The 23,069-nt window shown below is 49.7% G+C and carries 20 protein-coding genes; 18 read left to right on the top strand and 2 right to left on the bottom strand.

Annotated elements, in window-relative coordinates; translation table 11 throughout:
• The first annotated feature begins 3 nt into the window (after nucleotides 1-3).
• The 6 genes from ACKX14_RS09615 (at nucleotide 4) to ACKX14_RS09590 (ending at nucleotide 7,738) form a co-directional block, all read left to right on the top strand.
• Complete coding sequence (locus tag ACKX14_RS09615) at nucleotides 4-948, top strand: thiamine pyrophosphate-dependent enzyme (protein ID WP_422447032.1); 945 nt, start codon at nucleotides 4-6, stop codon at nucleotides 946-948.
• Nucleotides 949-1,368: 420 nt separating this feature from the next.
• Nucleotides 1,369-2,271, top strand: a complete 903-nt coding sequence (locus ACKX14_RS09610) for a patatin-like phospholipase family protein (protein ID WP_422447030.1) — start codon at nucleotides 1,369-1,371, stop codon at nucleotides 2,269-2,271.
• A 620-nt stretch (nucleotides 2,272-2,891) separates the two neighbouring features.
• Entirely contained in the window at nucleotides 2,892-3,149 is a 258-nt protein-coding gene (locus ACKX14_RS09605; protein ID WP_422447028.1) for a hypothetical protein, read from the top strand.
• Between the two features lie 85 nt (nucleotides 3,150-3,234).
• On the top strand, nucleotides 3,235-3,360 hold the full coding sequence (locus ACKX14_RS09600; RefSeq protein WP_422447026.1) for an RCKP-type rubredoxin-like domain-containing protein: 126 nt from the start codon (nucleotides 3,235-3,237) through the stop codon (nucleotides 3,358-3,360).
• A gap of 8 nt (nucleotides 3,361-3,368) precedes the next feature.
• On the top strand, nucleotides 3,369-3,788 hold the full coding sequence (locus ACKX14_RS09595; RefSeq protein WP_422447094.1) for a Fur family transcriptional regulator: 420 nt from the start codon (nucleotides 3,369-3,371) through the stop codon (nucleotides 3,786-3,788).
• Nucleotides 3,789-4,078: 290 nt separating this feature from the next.
• Nucleotides 4,079-7,738 (top strand): adenosylcobalamin-dependent ribonucleoside-diphosphate reductase, encoded by a 3,660-nt coding sequence (locus ACKX14_RS09590; RefSeq protein ID WP_422447092.1) that lies wholly within the window; start codon nucleotides 4,079-4,081, stop codon nucleotides 7,736-7,738.
• A gap of 66 nt (nucleotides 7,739-7,804) precedes the next feature.
• Here the strand turns inward: ACKX14_RS09590 and ACKX14_RS09585 are convergent, their stop codons facing one another.
• The gene (locus ACKX14_RS09585; protein ID WP_422447024.1) at nucleotides 7,805-8,107 is read right to left on the bottom strand and encodes a TMEM165/GDT1 family protein; all 303 of its coding nucleotides are present in this window, start codon (nucleotides 8,105-8,107) and stop codon (nucleotides 7,805-7,807) included.
• A 632-nt stretch (nucleotides 8,108-8,739) separates the two neighbouring features.
• Here ACKX14_RS09585 and guaB point away from each other — a divergent pair.
• The 8 genes from guaB (at nucleotide 8,740) to radA (ending at nucleotide 19,239) form a co-directional block, all read left to right on the top strand.
• A complete protein-coding gene (gene guaB / locus ACKX14_RS09580; protein WP_422447022.1) occupies nucleotides 8,740-10,188 on the top strand; it encodes an IMP dehydrogenase in 1,449 nt (482 codons plus the stop codon).
• Nucleotides 10,189-10,545: 357 nt separating this feature from the next.
• On the top strand, nucleotides 10,546-12,618 hold the full coding sequence (fusA, locus tag ACKX14_RS09575) for an elongation factor G (protein ID WP_422447020.1): 2,073 nt from the start codon (nucleotides 10,546-10,548) through the stop codon (nucleotides 12,616-12,618).
• An 87-nt stretch (nucleotides 12,619-12,705) separates the two neighbouring features.
• Nucleotides 12,706-12,933, top strand: coding sequence for a hypothetical protein (locus ACKX14_RS09570; RefSeq protein WP_422447018.1), 228 nt, complete (start codon nucleotides 12,706-12,708; stop codon nucleotides 12,931-12,933).
• A 166-nt stretch (nucleotides 12,934-13,099) separates the two neighbouring features.
• A complete protein-coding gene (locus ACKX14_RS09565; protein WP_422447016.1) occupies nucleotides 13,100-13,585 on the top strand; it encodes a CtsR family transcriptional regulator in 486 nt (161 codons plus the stop codon).
• Entirely contained in the window at nucleotides 13,582-14,115 is a 534-nt protein-coding gene (locus ACKX14_RS09560; protein WP_422447014.1) for a UvrB/UvrC motif-containing protein, read from the top strand. The genes ACKX14_RS09565 and ACKX14_RS09560 overlap by 4 nt, the downstream gene beginning before the upstream one ends.
• Before the next feature lie 11 nt (nucleotides 14,116-14,126).
• A complete protein-coding gene (locus ACKX14_RS09555; protein ID WP_422447012.1) occupies nucleotides 14,127-15,179 on the top strand; it encodes a protein arginine kinase in 1,053 nt (350 codons plus the stop codon).
• Between the two features lie 9 nt (nucleotides 15,180-15,188).
• Complete coding sequence (locus tag ACKX14_RS09550; protein WP_422447010.1) at nucleotides 15,189-17,627, top strand: ATP-dependent Clp protease ATP-binding subunit; 2,439 nt, start codon at nucleotides 15,189-15,191, stop codon at nucleotides 17,625-17,627.
• 271 nt (nucleotides 17,628-17,898) lie between these two features.
• Nucleotides 17,899-19,239, top strand: a complete 1,341-nt coding sequence (gene radA / locus ACKX14_RS09545; protein WP_422447008.1) for a DNA repair protein RadA — start codon at nucleotides 17,899-17,901, stop codon at nucleotides 19,237-19,239.
• 117 nt (nucleotides 19,240-19,356) lie between these two features.
• Here the strand turns inward: radA and ACKX14_RS09540 are convergent, their stop codons facing one another.
• The gene (locus ACKX14_RS09540; protein WP_422447006.1) at nucleotides 19,357-19,752 is read right to left on the bottom strand and encodes a nucleoside triphosphate pyrophosphohydrolase family protein; all 396 of its coding nucleotides are present in this window, start codon (nucleotides 19,750-19,752) and stop codon (nucleotides 19,357-19,359) included.
• Nucleotides 19,753-19,972: 220 nt separating this feature from the next.
• On the opposite strand from ACKX14_RS09540, the gene ACKX14_RS09535 reads away from it, so the two are divergent.
• The 4 genes from ACKX14_RS09535 (at nucleotide 19,973) to ispF (ending at nucleotide 22,883) form a co-directional block, all read left to right on the top strand.
• On the top strand, nucleotides 19,973-20,449 hold the full coding sequence (locus ACKX14_RS09535; protein WP_422447004.1) for a CarD family transcriptional regulator: 477 nt from the start codon (nucleotides 19,973-19,975) through the stop codon (nucleotides 20,447-20,449).
• A gap of 139 nt (nucleotides 20,450-20,588) precedes the next feature.
• A complete protein-coding gene (locus ACKX14_RS09530; RefSeq protein ID WP_422447002.1) occupies nucleotides 20,589-21,677 on the top strand; it encodes a PIN/TRAM domain-containing protein in 1,089 nt (362 codons plus the stop codon).
• Nucleotides 21,678-21,694: 17 nt separating this feature from the next.
• Nucleotides 21,695-22,396, top strand: coding sequence for a 2-C-methyl-D-erythritol 4-phosphate cytidylyltransferase (gene ispD, locus ACKX14_RS09525; protein ID WP_422447000.1), 702 nt, complete (start codon nucleotides 21,695-21,697; stop codon nucleotides 22,394-22,396).
• A 4-nt stretch (nucleotides 22,397-22,400) separates the two neighbouring features.
• Nucleotides 22,401-22,883, top strand: a complete 483-nt coding sequence (ispF, locus tag ACKX14_RS09520) for a 2-C-methyl-D-erythritol 2,4-cyclodiphosphate synthase (RefSeq protein WP_422446998.1) — start codon at nucleotides 22,401-22,403, stop codon at nucleotides 22,881-22,883.
• The last annotated feature ends 186 nt before the right edge of the window (nucleotides 22,884-23,069 follow it).

The raw sequence follows: 23,069 nt of genomic DNA, 5'->3' as shown, positions 1-23,069 counted from the left end.
AAGATGGCTACATTAAAGGAGTTGTCAAAAGTTGAGGAAAGATTTGTAGGCGGCCACAGGTTGTGCGCCGGTTGCGGTCACGGCATTTCGGTGAGAATGATATTAAACGCGGTGGAAGATTCCAATGTGGTGGTGGGATGCGCCACCGGCTGCCTTGAAGTGGCCTCGACCATATACCCCTATACGGCGTGGAACTGCTCCTTTATTCACAGCGCTTTTGAAAACGCGGGAGCCACGTTGAGCGGCGTAGAGGCGGCGTACAGGGCCCTCAAAAAACAGGGCAAAATAGACGATAATTTCAAGTTTGTCGCCTTCGGCGGCGACGGCGGCACTTACGATATAGGCTTCCAATCGCTTTCCGGCGCCATGGAGCGCGGTCACAAAATGGTGTATGTATGCCTTGACAACGAGGCTTACATGAACACCGGTATTCAGCGCTCCAGCGCCACCCCCATGGGAGCCGACACCACCACCAGCCCGGCTGGGAAGGTGGTTCCCGGCAAGCAGCAGCCCAGAAAGGATCTGACCGCCATTATGGCGGCTCACAATATCCCCTATGTGGCCCAAACCGCACTGAGCAACTGGCAGGACGTGCACAGGAAGGCAAAGAAGGCCTTTGAAGCGGAAGGCCCCGCCTTTATAAACATGCTGTCTCCCTGCCCAAGAGGCTGGAGATACAATACGCCGGATATCGTTGAGATTGTCAAGTTAGCCATAGAGACCCGCTTCTGGCCGCTTTATGAAGTGGAAAACGGAAAGTGGAAATTAAACTACAAACCCAAGAAATACGTTCCCATCGAGGAATTCTTAAAACCCCAGGGACGGTTCCGCCACCTTTTCGCTCCCGGCAAGGAGGAAGTTATAAAGAAGATCCAGGAAGAGGTAGACGAAAGGTGGCTGTCGCTCCTGGAGAGGTGCGGCGAGACTCCCGAACTTCCGCCGAGATAACGGCAAAATCGCCGAAATAAGGAAAAACGACGGACCTCCTGTGAAAAAATCACAGGGGGTCTTATTTATTTTCATTGGTAGAGATCCATAATACCTCGCCGGTGACCTTGAGAGGTGGACCATTTTCCGGATATCCGCTCTTTGCCGCCCTTTACACACAACACCAGCGGGACCTGATAAAAAAAGCATTTTTTCCGGATTTATTCACGGTAAAAGTGGCGCTTAAAAAATTCAGCTGCCGGTAGTTTTTGGGGTAGACAGTCAACAAATCATTGCAACTTAATAATATATATAGCAAAGATGTTCATTTTTATGTTTTTTATATTTTGCTACTTATTGTTTCAAGGGTCTCATTATCTAAATAATTTTATTACTAAAAGCTAAATTAAAAGCTGAATTGACCTGAAGGGGGGCGCTTCAATGGCTACCAGAAGAAGATACGACTTCGGCCTTGCTTTGAGCGGGGGAGGAGTCAGAGGGGCCGTGCACCTGGGGATATTGAAAGTGCTGAAGCAAAACGGCATTTTTCCCGACATCCTGTCCGGCACCAGCGCGGGGAGCATAGCGGCAGCCTTTTTCGCCTCCGGCAAAGACATAGACGAATACCTTGAGGAATTAAAAAAATTGAAGGTCTATCAGCTGCTGGACCCTACATTCACGCCGGCGTACATTTTGATGTTGATATACTATTTCTGGACCCACAGGCCCATGGTGATGTGGAGTTTTCCCGACGGGCTTTTCAAAGGAGAAAAAATCGAGGGATACCTGGACCGGCTGTTCGATGGAAAAACTTTTGAGGATGTCGACCTGCCAATTTCTGTGGTCAGTGCCGACATAAATACCGGCGAGACGGTGGTGTTCTGCCCCAAAAAAAACGTCCCTTACAGGGAAATCCCTAATACCGTCTTTCTTACGGGATACAGGCTCTCAACCGCCGTACGGGCCAGCATGTCTCTGCCGGGAATATTCGTGCCCAGACAGGTCGGCGGGCACCGGCTGGTGGACGGTGGGATAAAAAACAACATACCGGTGGATATCCTTCACCATCAGGGAGCCAGGAAAATCGTGGGCGTGGACCTTGGGGTTACAAAGGGCAGGGCCAAAGCCGATTCCCTGGTGGAGATTCTCATGGCTTCGGTGGACATCATGGGGGATGAACTTTCAAACTACATAAAGAAAAATTATCCGGGTTTATATATTTACCCGGATCTAAAGGGAGTGGGATATAAGGATTTTGCGAGGATTCCCGAATTCGTAAAATACGGTGAAGAAGTGGGGAAAAAAGCTTTGCCGGATATAAAGAGGTTTCTGGTCGCGGGATAAAGCCTATTTTCCGGCGAGCAGAACGCGTAAGAACCTAACAGACGCCGACAATAAGCGGGCAATCGCCCTCGCAATTTTCACACGGGTTCTCAACTTTTTTAATTTCATAGGGCATACCTTTTCCTCCTGTTGAAATGAGTATCTAGCAAATAGTATTTAACTTTTTGCCTTGAACTATCCATCAGACTTCACGCCTGCCGTGCAGGTCTGGTTTTCCTTTGCTATTGCCCGGCCGCTCAATTACAAAGTTGTAAATAAATATAAAAAGTAAATAAATATAAAAAAAAGAAGCTGTCAGGGCTTCTTTTTTAATGTTCCATATAAGCCGAGTTATATAAAAGGTCCAGCATGTAATCCTCGATGCTCTTGGCAGCGGCATCATCTCTCTGGATAATTTTTGCATCCTCCGCGTCGAATCTCATAAATGCCGACCCCCTTTTGCATAATTGTATACATGTATCATAGTTTCATTATACACCGCGATGCAATGGAAGTCAATAAAAAAATAATTTTTTTTAAAGGATTTGCCAATCGCATGTCGAATATCTTATAAAAAACGGGGCGGTGGAAAAATTCCTATGTAGAATATTATGTCCACATTTAGAGCAAAAATTTTTGAATTGGTCGCGATTTATTTTGCTATACTATTCATAACGGGGTGTGGTAGCGGGGCCGGAGTTCAGACGGCGTCGGTAGACAGCGTTTACCGACCTGTGGAAACACTTTTTATCCCATCCCAGCCGTACCGGGCGCCTCAGATTTACAACCCTCCTGAAGGTGAAAGGTATATACCTGACCGGCTGGAAAGCCGGCATGGGAGCCGGGTTGTCCGAAAGCCCGCTGTCCAGCTGGCCGTTTTAAAGCAAATTTTAAAGTAAAAAAGACTGTCGTTGACACCAGCAGGTTTTTAATATATACTTATATTAATAACTATTATCATTAGTTTCTGGGAGGTGTGTTTAAATGGCGGTATATAAATGCAGCGCATGCGGATATGAGAAGGAAAGCCGTTGCAAGCCGAGAAAATGCCCGGAGTGCGAAGCAAAAGATACCTTCGTAAAGGTTGAGGAACCTAAGGAGGAAAAATAAAAATTTTGATGCAAGAAAAGAAAGGATTCATAAGGAAAACGCGACAACGGGATTTGATTCTCAAGACTTTGCGCGGCACAAAGTCGCATCCCACCGCTGACTGGATCTACGAAAAAGTCAAGAAGGAGATACCAAACATCAGTCTGGGCACAGTGTACCGGAACTTGAGCACTCTGAAGGAGATGGGTGAGATTCTCGAGCTCAACTACGGCAGCAAGTACAGCCGTTTCGACGGCAATCCCCAAAACCACTATCACTTTGTCTGCACGGAATGCGGCAGAGTGTTTGACGTGGAGGGGTGCCCCGTGGACAAGGGCCTTGACGAAAAGGTATCCAGAGAAAATAATGTGGAGGTATATTTCCACAGAACCGAATTTTACGGCATTTGCGCTGAGTGCAAAAGGGAAAGACACCAGAGCAGAAATTAACGGCGGTCTTAAAAAGACCGCTTTTTTAGTGAGACTGTCAAAAATGGAGATTGAGGAAGTAATTAAACCTGCCACTGAAAAAATTAACCGGGTTTGCCTTTGCCGGAGGTTGAAAGTCAATATATTGACATATATAATAGTAATGCTACTACATATTGTGCTTCTAATCCCGGCAGCAGTTCAACAACGCGTATAACCGCAAGAACTCTATGAAAGAAATTGGGCTTTTACGATATTTACGGGTTGTAGATTTAGTTGATGCGGGGTGAAATCTTGTGAAAAAAAAGCAAATGAATCTTACTGAAAACGCCAGAGTGGTCCTGCAAAAACGTTACCTGGCAAAGGATGCCGCCGGGAAGGTGGTGGAATCGCCCGAGGACATGCTGGAAAGAGTATCCCGGGCTGTCGCCGAAGCCGAAAAAAAATACAGCGGAGGCGATGCTGAAAAATGGGCCGGAAAATTTTACGACATAATGGCGGAATTGAAATTTCTGCCCAATTCCCCTACGCTTATGAATGCCGGCCGTGAACTGGGCCAGCTTTCGGCCTGCTTCGTGCTGCCTGTGGAAGACTCCATGGAGGGGATTTTTGATTCCATCAAATCGGCCGCCCTTATCCATAAGTCGGGTGGTGGGACGGGCTTCAGTTTTTCCCGCCTGCGCCCGAAAGGAGCCACCGTGAAATCCACCGGCGGGGTGGCTTCTGGCCCCATTTCCTTCATGAAGGTGTTCAACGCGGCTACCGAAGCCGTAAAACAGGGGGGAACCCGGCGCGGAGCCAACATGGGCATCCTCAGGGTGGATCATCCCGACATCCTGGATTTCATCCAGTGCAAGAAAAATGACAAGGATATAACCAACTTCAACATAAGTGTGGCCATCACCGATAAATTCATGGAAGCGCTGAAAAACGACGGCACCTACGAACTGGTGGACCCCCACACCAAAAAAGTAACCGGCAGCCTGAAAGCCCGGGAGGTCTTCGACCTCATAGTGGACATGGCCTGGAACAACGGAGAGCCGGGAATCATATTCATCGACCGGATGAATGAGAAAAACCCCACGCCGGAGGTAGGCCAGATCGAGAGCACAAACCCATGTGTTACGGGGGATACCCTGGTGGCAACTGAATATGGTTTGATGCGTATTGATGAGCTCTACGCAAGATCTAAAAAGGGCGGGTTTAGGATTGTAACAGATAACAGGGTACCCTTGACCAGATTGATGGTGGTAAATGGGGGCGTGCTTACTGAGGCAGTGCCCAATATGGCAAACATTGGTACGACTTTACACAGGGTAATACAGGTCTATAAAAATGGGAAAAAAGATGTGCTACGTCTTGTTACCAAATCCGGTTATGAAATAAAAGCAACTCCTGATCATGAATTCCTGACTAATCAGGGATGGAAACAGCTCAAAGATATTAAAAAAGGAGACAAGGTTTTAATTCAATCAGGAGCAGGAGTTTTTTCTAAAGATTATAAACTTCCGTTTGCTGTACAAAATGTTTTTAAAGGCAATAATGGAAGGCTTTACACCATGAATCTCCCGAATAAATGGTCAAAGGAGCTGGGTCAGGTTCTGGGCTGGCTTGTGGGAGACGGTTGGTTAAGATCGGGCGATAAAAACTGCCGGGTTGGTTTCACATTCGGCAAGGATGATATAGAGGTTTTACATCACCTAAAACGCATTATAAATGACATGTACGGCAGCGAGATTCAAGAAGTCGAAAGAGATAATGGTGTATTTCATCTTTCTTATCACAGTAAATACTTTGTGGAATTTTTCGAAAAGCTGGGAATAAGAGATACCAAAGCTAGTGAGAAACAGGTACCTCCAAGCATTTTTACTGCACCTGAAGAAGCTGTGAGAGGCTTTCTCCAAGCATTGTTCACCGCTGACGGTACGGTGAGGAAAAACCCAAAACCAAACAGTGAGTGGATAGCGCTGTCATCAAAGAGCCAAAAATTACTCAAGCAAGTACAAATACTTCTTCTTAATTTTGGTATAAAGAGTCAAATTATAGACAGGTCAAAAGGGTTTAAAAAAGCCAGTTTTAAATATGTTACTGTAAAAGGTGAAGAAAAGTATTATGATTCTGATGGAATTTTATATGAGTTGGGAATTTTTGGGGCAAACAGAGAAAGATTTAGGGAAAAAATCGGGTTCTTGTCTGCCAAAAAACAGCAAACCCTTGACGGTATAAAATTTAAGAGATTTTATACCGAAAAGTTCTACGATGAAGTGGAACTTGTAGAAAAATCAGGCCGAGAAATGGTTTATGATTTGACAGAACCGTTTACCCATTCGATGATATGCAACGGAATTGTAGTTCACCAATGTGGAGAGCAGCCTCTCCTGCCGTACGAATCATGCAACCTAGGTTCTATAAACCTGGCCAAATTTGTAAAATCGGTGGAAGGCAAAAAGCAGATAGATTTTGAAGGGCTGAAAGAAGCGGTGCATACCGCCGTCAGGTTCCTGGACGATGTCATCGACGTCAACCGCTACCCGCTGCCGGAAATCAAAAAGATGACTCTTGCCAACCGCAAGATAGGGCTCGGGGTCATGGGATTTGCGGACATGCTTATAGAGCTGGGGATTCCGTACAATTCCGATGAGGCCGTGGATACCGCCGAAAAGGTGATGGGCTTTATAAACGAAGAGTCTAAAAAGGCTTCCGAAGAACTGGCGGTGGAGCGGGGCGTATTCCCCAACTGGGAAAAGAGCATATACAAGGCCCGGGGGCGAAGGCTTAGAAACGCCACCACCACCACCATAGCCCCCACCGGCACCATAAGCATCATCGCGGGGGCTTCCAGCGGCATAGAACCGCTCTTTGCCCTGGCCTTTGAGCGCCATGTGCTGGACAACCAGCGACTGGTGGAGGTGCACCCGATTTTTGAACGCCAGCTCAGGGAGCGAGGCTTTTACAGTGACGAGCTCATGCAAGAAGTGCTATCCCGCGGGACGCTCAGGGAAATAGAACTACCGGAAGATATAAAAAGGGTGTATGTGACGGCCCATGACATTTCGCCCGAATGGCACATAAAAATCCAGGCGGCGTTTCAGAAGTACACCGACAACGCCGTTTCCAAGACCGTCAATTTCCCCCACAGCGCCACCCGGGAAGATGTCAAAAATGTATACCTCATGGCCTACGAAATGGGCTGCAAGGGTGTTACCATATACAGGGACGGCAGCCGGGAAGAGCAGGTGCTGCACAAGGGGGCGGCGAAAACCGTAAGCCGCGCCCCTGCCCGAGACCACGAGGAAAACCTGGCGCCCGCCGTCTCAGGCGGCCAGAGCGCCGGCCACACCGGCGAGGGCGGCCGGTCCCCCGGACAGGCCGGTTTCCCCCCCGCATACTGCGAGGCCTGCGAATCCTGCGAGCTTCGCCGGGAGATAAAGCCCCGGCCGCGCCCCAGCATAACCTACGGCAACACCGAAAAGGTCAAGATAGGCTGCGGCAACCTGTACATCACCGTAAACTCCGACGAAAACGGCATATGCGAGGTGTTCACGAACCTGGGCAGGGCGGGGGGATGTCCGTCTCAATCGGAAGCCACCAGCCGCCTTATATCCCTGGCTTTAAGGTCCGGGATAGACGTGAAATCCATCGTGGAGCAGCTAAAGGGCATCAGATGCCACTCCACACTCCGCCAGATGGCCAACAACAAAGATATTAAAGTGCTGTCCTGCCCCGACGCCATAGGCCGGGCCATAGAGCGAAGCATCGGAAAAAAACTGGTGCCCAACGGCAACGCCGTTGAAATCATAGACAGGCCTTACTTCGACGAAGAGACGGCTTGTTCAAAGGACGCCGCGCGGCCTTCGGGCTCTCCGGCCAAACAGACCAGCGGCGCCGTTTGCCCCGAGTGCGGCAGCGCCCTGGAGCATGAAAGCGGATGTGTCATGTGCAGGACCTGCGGGTATTCCAAATGCGGATAGGAAAAAATGCGGATAAGAAATAGAGGCCCCAAACGGGCCTCTATTTCTTTACATTGCAACTGGCTATCATCCCCTCCCCAGCTGGTGGATGACTCCCGGCACCGCCTCGATGAGCACGAAAATTCCTATGCCCACGAATAATATGCCGGCTATGAGTTTAAGGAAGGCGGTAGGCACGTACCGGGCGACAATATTGCCGAATAGCGCGCCTATAAGGGTGACCAGGACCAGCGCCATCGACGCCCCCAGGAATATGGGGAGAGGTTTATTATACTGGGTGACCAGGGTGAATACCGCCAGCTGGGTCTTGTCCCCTATTTCGGCTAAAAAAAGCATTCCAAAGGCCATAAGGAAAAGTTTTAGGTCCATATTATCACCTCTTGTTTCGTTCTATTTAATTAAGCTGCCCCGTATGTAATTAAATCATGTGTTAAATCCACCCCCCTTAAATGAGCCAAACCCGATTCGGCCGGCATGATCTTACCCCGGAAAGAATGTTAAATAAAAAGACCTTTATCCCGGTAATCTCCCGGGATAAAGGTCTCGTTCCCGCTTGCGGTGAAGGCCCAGGCAAAATGCCCCTGCGGGCAAAGTCGCCAGTATGTTGAGCCTTCATGGGCCTAAAAAGGCCGAACTACTCCCCTTTATCCTAGACAGACAAAAATTTTTTTTACATCCTGCTGCAGGTGCATCACCAGCTGATGGTTCAAAATGTCGCTTTATATAATGTTGTTTTATATTTTCAGGATAGATAATACCATAAAAGTGTATTCTTTACAATACTTATGCAAAACTCATGCAGTTATTCTGTGATAATGTCATCTTAAAATTCCTCAGCTAAAATGCCACTCGCTGCGGTAAAATAAAAGGATGGTATTATAAATGATTTTATAATTGGTGTCAGAAACAACTGCGGTGCACTGGCGGAGACGGTTGACACCGCTTCTAAACTTTGATAAACTTTGACATAATAAATTTAGTATTTAACTGGGGGCGATGTTTTGGATAAATTTCAAAAGGAGGGCTTAAGTTTTGATGATGTTTTAGTCCTGCCGGCAAAATCCGAAGTTTTGCCGAAGGATGTGGATGTAAGCACCCGCCTTACAAATAAAATCCGGCTGAACATCCCCATCATCAGCGCCGGGATGGACACAGTCACCGAAGCCAGACTCGCCATTGCCCTCGCCCGGGAAGGCGGCATCGGCATAATTCACAAAAACATGTCCATTGAAAAACAGGCGCTGGAAGTGGACAAGGTAAAGAGGTCCGAGCATGGAGTTATAGTGGACCCATTTTACCTGTCGCCGGACAACCGCATAGGCGAAGCGCTGGAGCTCATGGAGCGATATAAGATATCCGGGGTCCCCATTACGGAAAACGGCAAGCTGGTCGGGATCATCACCAATCGGGACCTGCGCTTTGAAGACGATATGAACAAGAAAATAAAAGAAGTAATGACAAAAGAAAACCTCGTAACGGCGCCCGAAGGGACGACTCTGGAAGAAGCCAAGGGGATCCTGAAAAAGCACAAGATTGAAAAACTGCCCATTGTCGATGAGAATTTCAATCTCAAGGGCCTGATAACCATAAAGGATATAGAGAAGGCCATCAAGTACCCCAATTCCGCCAAAGACAAGAACGGTCGGCTGCTGGTGGGGGCCGCTGTGGGCGTGAGCAGGGATATGGAAGACCGGGTTAGAGCCCTGGTGGAGGCCAAGGTGGACGTGGTGGTGGTCGATACGGCCCACGGGCATTCCAGAGGCGTCCTGGAAGCCGTATACCGGATTAAAGAAATGTATCCCGACCTGCAGGTCATAGCCGGTAACGTGGCTACGGCCGAAGGTACCAGAGAACTCATAAAGGCGGGTGCCGATGCGGTAAAGGTCGGCATGGGTCCTGGCTCTATATGCACCACCAGGGTGGTGGCGGGCATCGGAGTACCTCAAATTACGGCCATATATGACTGCGCTCAGGAGGCTCAGATTTACAATATCCCGATTATCGCCGACGGCGGCATAAAATATTCCGGAGACATAGTAAAGGCGATCGCCGCCGGAGCCGATTCGGTCATGATAGGGAGCCTTTTCGCGGGCACCGAAGAAAGCCCCGGAGAGATAGAAATATACAAGGGCCGAAGCTTCAAAGTCTACCGGGGCATGGGTTCTGTCGGCGCCATGGAGCAGGGCAGCAAAGACCGCTACTTCCAGGAAGATATGAAGAAACTGGTGCCCGAGGGAGTGGAAGGCCGGGTGCCGTACAAAGGGCCCCTTTCGGAGACGGTCTACCAGCTGGTCGGGGGTCTCAGGGCCGGCATGGGTTACTGCGGCGCCAGGAATATAACGGAGCTGCAGAAGGCGAAATTTGTCAGGATTACACCATCGGGCCTCAGGGAAAGCCATCCCCATGATATATATATTACGAAAGAATCACCCAATTACACCCAGCTTTAAAGCTGCACCTGACAACTTTTTTCGGACACCGCCGGCAACGCTGCACAAAAATAAAAATCTCTACAAGCACTTCTTGCTTGTAGAGATTTTTTGTTGTTTATTCACACCTTTTCACACCTTTCAGAATTTGAAATGGCAAAAAATCAAAGCTCCGGTAGAGCCTATGAGAAGTGACTGAAGTTAGAAAATTACGGAATATAAAAACGATTTTTGGGAATGATAACCATAAAAATTAAGAATAAAACCATTTTTCCATATGCTTCTTGCAGGAAAAAACTTCGTTTTAGTAGAATAGTATATAATATAAAAATAATAATTAATTTTTTACCGTAGGTAAACTTTGAGGAGGAGATCGGTTTGAAAAGTTACAAAAGCGACATGATAAGAAACGTAAGCCTGATCGCCCACAGCGGAGCGGGGAAAACTTCCGTGGCCGAAGCCATGCTGTATTGTTCCGGAGCCGTTGACCGCCTCGGCAGAATCGATGAAGGCAACACCACCTGCGATTACGATCCAGAAGAAATAAAGAGAAGGATATCCATATCCACCGCCGTGGCTCCCTGCGAGTGGAAGGGCCACAAGATTAATATTCTTGATACACCGGGATATTTTGACTTTGTAGGTGAAGTAAAAAGCGCCCTCAGGGTGGTTGATAGTGCTGTGATAGTCACGTGCGCCGTCTCCGGAGTGGAAGTGGGCACGGAACAGGTGTTCAAATACGCCGACGACGCCAATCTTCCCCGCGTATTCTTTATAAACAAGATGGACCGCGAAAACGCCAATTTTCAAAAGGTTCTGGACCAGATAAGGCAGTTTTTCGGCCAGAAGGCTGTACCCTTCCAGCTGCCCATAGGAGCCGAAGCGGCTTTTAAGGGTGTTGTGGACATCGTTCATCAGAAGGCCTTCACCTTTGAGGGCAAAGAGGTAAAAGAGTGCCCCATACCTGAAGATTTGAAAGCCGAAATGGAAAATTACCGCTCCATGATAGTGGAGGCCGTGGCCGAAACCGACGACGAACTTCTTACCAAATACCTGGAAGGTGAAGAACTGACCGATGACGAGGTGCAGAAGGGCCTCCGTCAGGGCGTCATGACCGGCCAGATTTACCCCATTCTTTGCGGTTCGGCTTTGACCAACAGGGGGATTCAGCTTTTGCTGGACACCATTTGCGATTACATGCCCTCACCGCAGGATAAACCCGCAGAAAAAGGAATGAATCCCGTCACAAAGCAGGAAGAAACAAGGGAATGCAGGGTTGACGCGCCTTTTTCGGGACTGGTGTTTAAGACCATGGCGGACCCCTTCGTGGGCAAACTGACCCTCTTCAAAGTGTTTTCCGGCAGTTTAAAATCCGATTCCCTCGTATACAACGCCACCAAAGGGGAAACGGAAAAATTCGGCCAGCTATATGTGATGAGAGGCAAAAAACAGGAAAGCGTTGGCGAAGTGGTGGCCGGAGACATTGCTGCAGTGGCCAAACTACAGTACACCTCCACAGGCGATACCTTAAGCGACAGGGAACACCCCGTGGTGCTTGCCGGTATTGAATTTCCCAAACCGGTGCTGGCAATGGCGGTGCAGCCCAAGGCCCAGGGCGATGAGGAAAAAATATCCGCGGGGCTTTCACGCCTTATGGAAGAAGACAAGACCTTTGAGGTCATCAAAAACACCGAAACCGGCCAGCTCCTGGTATCCGGAATGGGAGAAATTCACCTCGAGGTACTGGCAGGGAAACTGGCGAATAAGTTCGGCACCGAAGTGGTGCTGGATGTACCCAGGGTGCCTTACCGCGAGACCATTAGGGCCACCGTCAAGGTGGAAGGCAAGCACAAAAAACAGAGCGGCGGCCGCGGCCAGTACGGCCACGTGTGGCTCGAACTTTCGCCGCTGGATTCCGAAGACGGATTTGAATTCGAGGACAAGATTTTCGGCGGTGCGGTGCCGAAGCAATACATCCCGGCGGTAGAGAAGGGTATAAGGGAGGCGCTGAAAGAGGGCGTCCTTGCCGGTTACCCGGTGGTGGGTGTAAAGGCCGTGCTGTACGACGGCTCCTTCCACCCCGTGGACTCTTCGGAAATGGCCTTCAAGATAGCCGCCTCCATGGCCTTCAAGAAGGGCGCCGCCCAGGCAAAACCCGTGCTGCTGGAACCCATCATGAACATTGAAGTGGTGGTGCCCGAAACCTACATGGGCGACATCATCGGCGACCTCAATAAGCGCCGCGGCAGGGTAATGGGCATGGAGCTCAGGGACGGTGTGCAGCACATAAAAGCCCAGGTGCCCATGGCGGAGATGTTCCGCTACGCCACCGACTTGAGGTCCATGACCCAGGGCAGGGGTTCCTTCACCTCGGAGTTCAGCCATTACGAAGAAGTGCCTTCGCAGCTTGCCGAAAAGATAATACAGGAGGCCAACCAGGCGGCGGGCTAAGGATTTCCATAATATGCCTTCCCTTTGCGAGTATTTAAGTTTTTTTTTCAGGAAAAACTTAAAATATAAAAAAAGGGAGGGCGCATTATGGGCAAAACCCCGAAAATACGCGTGAGGCACACTCCGGACCGGGTTGAGGACCTCCACAAGAAAAAGGTTGACAGTGTGGTAGAGGACGAACTTTTAGACGACACCATGTACGGGGAAATAATCCCCAGCCTCATGGGCTGGACTTCTTCCGAAGAACAGGAAGAAAGGACCAACCGCCTGATAGAAATATCCGAAGAAATCTCGTCTAAAAAAAGAAGAAAGTAAAGGACAGATAGCGCCGCTTGGAGGGAGAAGCTGGAATTTCTCCCTCTGAATTTTTATTAAGTTATTTAAAGCCCTTGCAAATTTCCCCATATTAAAATATAATATAACTGAACTGAAGGTCAAAGAAAGTCAAATTACATAAAGCCCTAACAGAGAGGGGGATTTCATGGCAAACCTTGCGGACATCATCGAAAATTTTATAAAAGAGATGTTCCGGGAAATGCCCGGCGGCATACTTGAGATCCAGAGAAACGAGCTGGCCAGCCGGTTCGGCTGCGCTCCCTCTCAGATAAACTATGTGCTGACGACCCGCTTCACCCTGGAGAGGGGTTACTTTGTCGAAAGCCGCCGGGGCGGCGGAGGATATATTCGAATCAAAAAGTTAAAAATAAGGGAAGATGAATTTTTAAGGGAAATCATAGATTTTATAGGGGATTCCATATCAGGGACCAGGGCGCTGGCGGTCATCAACAGATTATGGGAAGAAGGCATAGTAACCGAACGGGAGGCCCATATCCTCAGGGCGGCCGTGAACCGGCACAATCTGCATATCGGCCTTCCCGAGCGGGATAAAATCAGGGCCGGGATTTTGAAGGCCATGATTACCACAATTATGGATTTTCAAGCAAGAAAAGGGGGAAATTTATCATGATGTGTCAGGAATGTCAAAAAAGGCCGGCCACCGTTCACATTACAAAAATAGTCAACGGCGAAAAATCTCAAATGCACCTGTGCGAGGAATGCGCCAGGGAAAAGCACCTGGGATTTTCGGCCGGGCTGAACCCCTTTGGTTTTGACGATGAAACCGATTTTTCCATTGGCAAGCTGCTTTCAAGCTTCTTCGAGCCCGAAAACCAGGGTTATAAACAAACGCCTGACAGCCTCAAGTGCGACCGGTGCGGCCTGAGCTTCCCCAGGTTTACGCAGACGGGGCGGTTCGGCTGCAGCCACTGTTACGATGCCTTTAAAGGGCAGCTGGACCCCATGCTGAGGAGAATCCACGGGAAGACCTTCCACGTGGGCAAGGTACCTCGCCGCAGCGGCAGCGAAATAAGGATTAAAAACGAGCTGAACAGATTGAAGCGGGAACTCCAGGAAGCCATCAACGCCGAAGAATACGAGAGGGCGGCGGTGCTTCGGGACAGAATAAAAGAGCTGGAACAAAAGAAAAATAAGGAATAGGGGGTGGGCAAATGGATGTAGAAAGGCTCATGGACCCTTCCCGAATTAAATGGATAAATTCCAGCGGGCCAGACAGCGATATTGTCATAAGCAGCCGCATTAGGCTTGCCCGAAACCTAAAGGATGTCCCTTTTCCCCACCTCCTGTCCGAATCCCGGGCGCAGGAAGTCATAGAAAAGATATACGGCGCATGTAGGGCGAATGCGGTACTATCCCGCGATACGGAACTTTACATCATGAGAGATTTATCGGAAGGGCAAAAAAGCCTCATGGTGGAAATGCACCTCATAAGCCCCGACATGGCGGCTTCAAATAAAGGCGCCGTCATCATAAACGAAGACAAGACGGTCAGCATTATGATAAACGAAGAAGACCATCTGAGGATACAGACGGTTTTTTCAGGCCTCCAGCCTGAGGCGGCTTTCGACCTGGCCAGCAAGATAGACGATGTTCTTGAAGAAAAACTGGACTTTGCCTTTGATGAAAAGATCGGTTACCTGACGGCGTGCCCCACCAATGTGGGGACCGGCATACGGGCATCGGTAATGATGCACTTGCCGGTGCTTACCATGTTAAATCAAACCGCCCAGATATTTTCCACCATTTCTCAGGTGGGCCTCGTGGTGCGGGGACTTTACGGCGAAGGCACCCAGGCTACAGGTAATCTTTACCAGATATCCAATCAGATAACCCTGGGCAAATCCGAAGAAGACATAATACAAAATCTCATAGGGGTGGCCCGCCAGATAATATCCAGCGAGCGCAAAGCGCGCCGTAACCTGTCGGGTGAGGCCAGGCTGCGGCTGGAAGACAAGATAATGAGATCCTACGGTCTTCTCACCAATGCAAAGCTTGTATCCTCCCAGGAGGCCATGACTTATATCTCCGATGTCAGGCTGGGTGTTGATATGGGCGTCATCAGGGATTTAAAACCGGATGACCTCAACGTGCTGTTTATACTGTCGGGTCCCGCCTGTATTCAGGAGATGGCGAGAAGATCCCTATCCCCTCTGGAAAGGGATCTGAGCAGGGCGGATTTCATCAGGAAAAAAATATTGAAATGAGGTGAAAAAATGAACGAGAAGTTTACCGAAAGGGCTCAAAAGGTCATAGGTTACGCGCAGGATGAGGCCAGGCGCCTGAACCACAACGTGGTGGGCACCGAACACCTGCTGCTGGGGCTCATAAGGGAGGGCGAGGGCGTTGCGGCCAGAGCCCTGCAAAACCTGGGGGTTGATCTCAGAAAAGTCCGCCAGCAGGTGGAAATGATGATAGGAGTGGGTCCGTTTATAATTCAGGGACCCATAGGATATACGCCCAGAGCCAAGAGAGTCCTGGAGCTCGCCCTAGATGAATCAAGGAAGCTCGGGCACAATTACGTGGGGACGGAACACATACTGCTGGGGCTCATACGTGAGGGGGAAGGAGTGGCGGCCCAGGTGCTGAACAACCTTGGCATAGGCCTGGATAAAGCGCGGGCGGAAGTGCTCAATCTTCTGGGAGCCGACACCAAAGCTTCAGGGGTCTATAAAAAACCGGCCAACACCCCGACTTTGAACCAGTTCGGCCGGGACCTGACGGAGCTTGCCGCCGAAGGCAAACTGGACCCGGTCATAGGCCGCGAGAAAGAAATTGAAAGGGTGCTTCAGGTTCTGACGCGGCGCACCAAAAACAACCCCTGCCTCATAGGTGAACCCGGTGTCGGCAAGACCGCCGTGGTGGAGGGTCTGGCCCAGAGGATAGTGGATCAGGACGTGCCGGAGATTTTAAAGGACAAGAGGGTCGTAAGTCTCGACATGGCTTCACTGGTGGCAGGCACCAAATTCCGCGGGGAATTTGAAGAGAGATTAAAGAAAATAATAAATGAAATAAAACAGGCGGGGAACGTGATACTTTTCATCGACGAAATGCATACCATAATCGGCGCCGGAGCCGCCGAGGGCGCCATAGACGCTTCCAACATATTAAAGCCCGCCCTGGCCAGGGGAGAGCTCCAGACCGTTGGCGCCACCACCCTTGATGAATACCGGAAGCATGTGGAAAAGGATCCGGCCCTGGAGCGCAGGTTCCAGCCCATCATGGTGGAAGAGCCCACCGTGGAGGACACCGTAAAAATCCTGCAGGGGCTCCGGGACCGCTACGAGGCCCATCACCGGGTGAAGATTTCCGACGAAGCCCTGGAAGCTGCGGCAAAACTTTCCCACAGGTACATCACAGACCGGTTCCTGCCGGACAAGGCCATTGACCTCATCGACGAGGCCGCATCGAGAGTCCGCCTCAAAACACTGACGGCGCCTCCGGAACTAAAGGAGCTGGAAGACGAACTGGAGGCCATAAGAAAAGAGAAGGACGCCGCCATACGGGCCCAGGAGTTTGAAAAAGCCGCAAAAATGCGGGACAAGGAACAGGAAATCAAGGCCAAGGTGGAAAGCCTCAAGGAAAAGTGGCAGCATGAGCACAAGCTGGACAATACCACGGTGACCGAGGAGGATATCGCCCAGATCGTGTCCAGCTGGACCGGTATCCCCGTAAAACGCCTGGCCGAGGAGGAATCCGAGCGCCTGTTGAAGATGGAGGAGATACTGCACAGGAGGGTTATCGGGCAGGATGAAGCGGTAAAAGCCATAGCCAGGGCCCTGCGCAGGGCCAGGGCGGGCCTTAAGGACCCATCAAGACCCATAGGTTCCTTTATATTCCTCGGCCCCACCGGAGTCGGCAAAACCGAGCTGGCGAGGGCGCTGGCCGATGCCATGTTCGGCGATGAAGACGCCATGATAAGGCTGGACATGTCGGAGTATATGGAGAAATTCGCCGTGTCCAGAATGATAGGAGCTCCTCCGGGCTACGTGGGCTATGAAGAAGGCGGTGAGCTCACCGAAAAAGTCCGCAGGAGGCCGTATTCGGTGGTGCTGTTCGATGAAATAGAAAAAGCCCACCCCGACGTATTCAACATCCTGCTGCAGATCCTGGAAGACGGAAGGCTGACCGATGCCAAGGGCAGGACTGTGGACTTTAAAAACACCATACTCATCATGACGTCCAACGTGGGAGCCAACCTCATCCAGAAGTCCAGGGTGCTGGGCTTTGCCCCCGACCTCGACGAAGCCAAAGATTATGCCAGCATGAAGGACCGCGTCATGGAAGAGCTCAGGAAGACCTTCAGGCCCGAGTTTTTGAACCGCGTGGATGAAATCATAGTGTTCCACGCCCTGAACGAAGAGCACATAAGGGCCATAGTATCCCTCATGATAAACGAGGTAAATGAGAGATTGAAGGAAAACGACATATCCATTGAAGTAACCGATAAAGCCAAGGATCTCCTGGCGAAACAGGGCTTTGACCCCATGTATGGTGCAAGGCCGCTGCGCCGGGTGATTCAGAAAAAAATCGAAGACAGGCTTTCGGAAGAGCTTCTGAAGGGCAACATTTCCCGCGGGGATGTGGTTGTCATCGACGAAAAAGACGGAGAGCTCACTTTTGCAAGAAAGGAGCTCACATTAACCAATCGCTGAAGAAAAAGCCCGTTTACCGGGCTTTTTCTTTTTGGCGGTTTTAGGCATTTCGGTTGCTGAAGAAACATTCTGCATGAAGATTGACTTGGACTTTAAAAAACAAATTTGTTACAATGATTTTATAAACAGCTATTTGCCTCCATAATTAGGGGCCAGCCCGGTCTTCCTGTCTTCCATACCCGAAAGGGTAAATTTATCAAAAGGAGGAGAACCTGGTCAGGGGAAGGCCGTTAACTGTAAAACAGTTAAGTTTTTTGAACCAGGAGAGGCCGTGAAGGATAAAAAGCGATATGTATGCCAGCAGTGCGGTGCGCTCGCCCCGAAGTGGATGGGCCGTTGCCCCGAGTGCGGGAGCTGGAACAGCATAGTGGAAGAAGTTGTACATCATGTGGAGAAAACTCCGGCGCCTTATAAAAAACCCGAGCTGCTGGATGAAATTATGTATTCCGAAGACGAGCGCATTTCCACCCATATCAGGGAGATGGACCGGGTCCTGGGCGGGGGCATAGTCCCCGGCAGCCTGGTGCTGATTGGCGGAGACCCCGGTATAGGAAAGTCGACGCTGATGCTCCAGGCCTGTGGCAATTTGAGCAGGGATAAAAAGGTGTTTTACGTTTCCGGCGAAGAGTCCGCCAAACAGATAAAACTGAGGGCCGACCGGCTGGGAGTGGCGGGCGGATCGCTTTACATAGCCGCCGAAAACAACCTAAGCGCCATAGAGGCCGGCATCAAAGAGCTTTTTCCGGATGTGGTGGTCATCGACTCCATTCAGACCGTTTATTTGCCGGATATGGATTCGGGCCCCGGCAGTGTGAGCCAGATAAGGGAAGCCACCGTGAGGCTCCTCAGGATGGCCAAAGAACTGGGGCCGGCCATATTCATCATAGGCCACGTCACGAAAGAAGGCAATCTGGCGGGCCCCAGGCTGCTGGAGCACATGGTGGATTGCGTGCTTTATTTTGAAGGGGAAAGATACCACTCCTACCGCCTGCTCAGGGCGGTAAAAAACCGCTTTGGCTCCACCAACGAAATAGGGATTTTTGAAATGAGGGACAGAGGTCTGCAGGAGGTGGAAAGCCCTTCCATGTACCTGCTTTCTGGGAAGCCCCGGGGAACCGCCGGGTCCGCCGTTGTGTGTACGCTGGAGGGCACAAGACCCCTTCTGGTGGAAGTTCAGGCCCTTGTGACGACTTCCGGCTACAGCCTACCGCGCAGGCAGACATCGGGAATAGATTACAACAGGGCGGCGCTCCTTATCGCTGTGCTGGAAAAGAAGCTGGGCTATTCCTTAAGCCATGAGGATGTCTTCATCAACGTGGCCGGAGGGATAAAGATAGAAGAGCCGGCGGCGGACCTAGCGGTAGCTGTCGCCGTGGCCTCCAGCTTCAAAAACCGGCCCGTAAAGGAAAATATGGTTGTCATAGGGGAAGTGGGCCTGGCGGGAGAGGTGAGATCCGTCAGTTACATGGAAAAAAGGATCCAGGAAGCGGCAAAACTGGGATTTGCGGAGGCTGTCGTTCCTTTTGAAAATGCGGCGGAATTCGCAACTTCGACGATCAGGATCCAGGGGGTAAAAACGGTAAAAGAAGCCGTCGAAGCGGCGCTTATCTGATTCAGCCGTAACTACTGTTTGAAGACGGCGCAGCGTTTTCACTTTGGCGAACGACTTTAAGCCCCTTCATATTAAGTAAAATACCGGCCGTAAGGACCGGTATTTTTTTTTGAGAAATCATGACATATTGTAAATTCCCAGTGTGGAAAGTTTTTCGCTTTCACTGAGCAGGATGTCGTAAAGATTTAAGTCCAGGAGATTGCAAAGGGCGGCCAGGTAAAACAGGTGGTTCCCCAGTTCCTGTTCCACCACCTCCCGGCAATTGGGACACAAGTTTCCCTTAAGATGGGTGTCCATATAGGAAGAAAGTTCCTGAAGCTTTATCTCGGCGGGGATCTGCTGCTTTTTTGCGGCTATCTCCAGACAACCGCAACCGGTGACCGACTTGGCTACGGCCCGGTTTACCCTGGCGGAAGTTTCCTGAATTTTGGTAAGTACATCTATAATGCTCCTGTGCCTCACAAGGCAGGTGGAAACGATGTCTTGAAATTCGTCGCATATAGCGTCTTTCATTTAAACTCCCCCCAATATTTTTCTACCTGAATTTATTATAGACGCGGGCTGTGGCATTTGTCAAACGAAAGATATGAATTTATTGAATAATTTTATGATGAAAACTAAAAAACTGGATTGACATGATATTGTCTTTGTAGTATAATTAAAATTTAACTTGACAAAAATTTCGGAATATGTTATTTTTTTATTAAGGCTGTTTCGGGGAGGCAATTTCAAAATGTTCAATATTGGCGACAAGGTTGTTTATCCCATGCACGGCGCCGGGATAATTGAAGCCATAGAAGAAAAAGAAATCCTCGGCGAAAGGCAGAAATATTATATCATGAGGATGCCCATCGGGGATATGAAAGTTATGATACCGCTGAAAAACATTAAAGAAATCGGTGTGCGGGAGATAGCGGGAGAAGAAGAGATAAAAGAGGTCTTCAACATCCTGCGGGGAGAAAAGAGCAAGATGTCGTCAAACTGGAACCACCGCTACCGGGCCAACATGCAAAAAATCAAGAGCGGGAATATATTTCAGGTGGCGGAAGTCGTGAGGAACCTGGCTCTGCGGGAAAAGGAAAAGGGTCTGTCCACCGGGGAACGCAAGATGCTTGAGAACGCCAAGCAGATTCTGGCCAGCGAGATCGTTTTAAGTAAAAATATAGATGAACAGGAAGCTCTTCGTTTGATTGATAGCGCATTCAACTGAAGTGCTGTTTTTTTTTCACCCTCAGGCCATGCCAAAATTTACTAGTTAATATGGATTAAAACGAAATTTTGTTATATAATGAATGCAATAGAGAAAATAACCTTGAAAAAAGGCTATACTTAAAATAGGAGGTGAACCCATGTTATACACCATTATTCGGGTTATTTCGTTACTCACCGGTTTCTTCCTGGGTTATGAAATTTTGACCCTGGTGTTTTACTTAAACGATCTGATCAATTTATTCAGACTGGAGGCCGCTCCCGTACTGGTAATCAAACTTACCGGAGCTTTGATTTTTGCAATTATTTTTTATCTTTTAAGTCCGGGGCTGATAAGGGGTGGAACCAGGGCGAAAGAGTGGATTGAGAACAGGTTGCAGAAAACCCCTCTAAGAGATATATTATACGGTTTTTTGGGCCTTTTGATGGGCCTTGTGGTGGCCAATCTTTTCGTAAGGGCTTTTGTGACAATCCCGTGGATAGGGGGATATCTGCCCATAATGGCCAACCTGGTGCTGGGTTATCTGGGGGCGAGCATTGCCCTGAAGAAAAAGGAAGAGCTGTCCGGCATGTTAAACATTCCTGGCATATTAAACCAGAAAAAGAACCTGCCCCCCACCATTGTAAACTGGGTCAAGCCCAAGATCCTCGATACCAGCGTCATCATCGACGGCCGCATAGCCGATATCTGCAAGACCGGCTTTATAGAAGGCACCCTCGTGATACCGTCTTTTGTGCTGGAAGAACTGAGGCACATAGCCGACTCTTCCGACACATTGAAAAGAAACCGCGGCAGGAGGGGCCTTGACATCTTAAACAAAATACAGAAAGAGCTAAATGTAGATGTGGAGATTTACGAAGGCGATTTTGAAGATGTGGCGGAAGTTGACAGCAAGCTGGTTAAACTGGCTCAGGTGCTGGACGGCAAGATAATCACCAATGACTTCAACCTGAACAAGGTGGCCGAACTTCACAACGTGCCGGTGCTCAATATAAACGAACTGGCCAATGCGGTAAAACCCGTAGTATTGCCCGGCGAGGAAATGGTGGTGCAGGTCATAAAAGACGGCAAGGAGACGGGCCAGGGAGTGGCATACCTGGACGACGGCACCATGATTGTGGTGGACGGTGGCAAAAAGCATATAGGCGAGACCATAGGCGTAATGGTGACCAGTGTGCTTCAGACCGCCGCCGGGAGGATGATTTTTGCCAGACCCAAATCCATGTAACTTTGAGGTGAACGCTTATGCGGGTGAGCGCCGTAATAGCCGCCGGCGGCCGTGGAAAGCGCATGAAAAGCAGCATGAGCAAGCAGTTCTTGATGATAAAAGGATATCCAATTCTTTACTACACTTTAAGCGTGTTCGAATTCCTCGACCGGATAGAGGAAATTGTCCTCGTGGTAGGAGGACCGGACATTCCGTATGCCCGGGAGGAAATAGTGAATAGGTACAGGTTTAAAAAGGTAAAAATAGTTGAGGGCGGCGCCGAACGCCAGGATTCCGTCTACAACGGTTTGAGGGAAATTTCTCCTCAAACCGATATTGTTGTTATCCACGACGGCGTAAGGCCCTTTATTACAAGGGATATAATTTTAAAGAGCATCGAAGCCGCCCGGGAGCACAAAGCTGTGGGGGTTGCCGTGCCGGTGAAGGACACCATCAAGGTGGTGGGGGAAGGGAATATTATAAAAAGCACCCCCGACAGGAAAACCCTGTGGGCCATGCAGACTCCCCAGACCTTCGATTACGGCCTCATATTGCGGGCCCATGAAGAGGCGAGACGCGAGGGGTTCTACGGCACCGACGACACGGTGCTGGTGGAGCGGCTGGGGCTTCCGGTCCGGGTCATAGAGGGGGCCTATGAAAACATCAAGATAACCACGCCGGAAGATATAGTAATAGCTGAAACTTTTGTGGCTCTGGGCTACGGCGATTTCAGGAGGTGACGGTGTGAGAATAGGAATTGGATACGATGCCCACCGCCTGGTGGAAGGAAGAAAACTGGTGCTCGGGGGTGTTGAAATCCCTTTTGAAAAGGGCCTCCTGGGGCACTCGGACGCCGACGTGCTGGTGCACGCCATAAACGACGCTCTCCTGGGGGCGGCGGCACTGGGGGATATCGGCAGGCATTTTCCCGACAGCGACATGAAGTACAGGGACATAAGCAGCCTTTTGCTTTTAAAAAAAGTGGGCCAGCTTTTGCAGCAAGCGGGTTTCGTGGTGGTGAACATAGACTCGGTAATTTGCGCCGAAAGACCGCGACTTGCCCCTTACATAGAAGACATGCGTAAAAATATTGCCGAGACGTTGAACATTGCGGTGGAAAAGGTGAGCGTGAAGGCCACCACTACCGAGGGCATGGGTTTTGAAGGACGGGGCGAGGGGATATCCGCTCAGGCCGTGTGCATGATAAAAAACTTTACACAAATTTAACATAAAACCTGACATAAAAACTTGACATAGTTATACAGCCGAAAGTATAATTATAAAAAAATATTGATAAATAATCGTATGCAAGTATAACGATTATTGGAAGGGTGCCTAGGGTTCCGGCAGGAGCGTCTGGACCGAGCGGCACCGGCCGGCGTAGCCGGTTACACCGTGAGGATAAAAGCCTTT

The organism is Thermorhabdus hydrogeniformans (assembly GCF_049310025.1).
Classification (GTDB): Bacteria; Bacillota; Thermosediminibacteria; order Thermosediminibacterales; family Tepidanaerobacteraceae; genus JBJYKD01.
The sequence above is the reverse complement of the archived record's forward strand: the minus strand, read 5'-3'. Positions and strand labels throughout refer to the sequence as shown.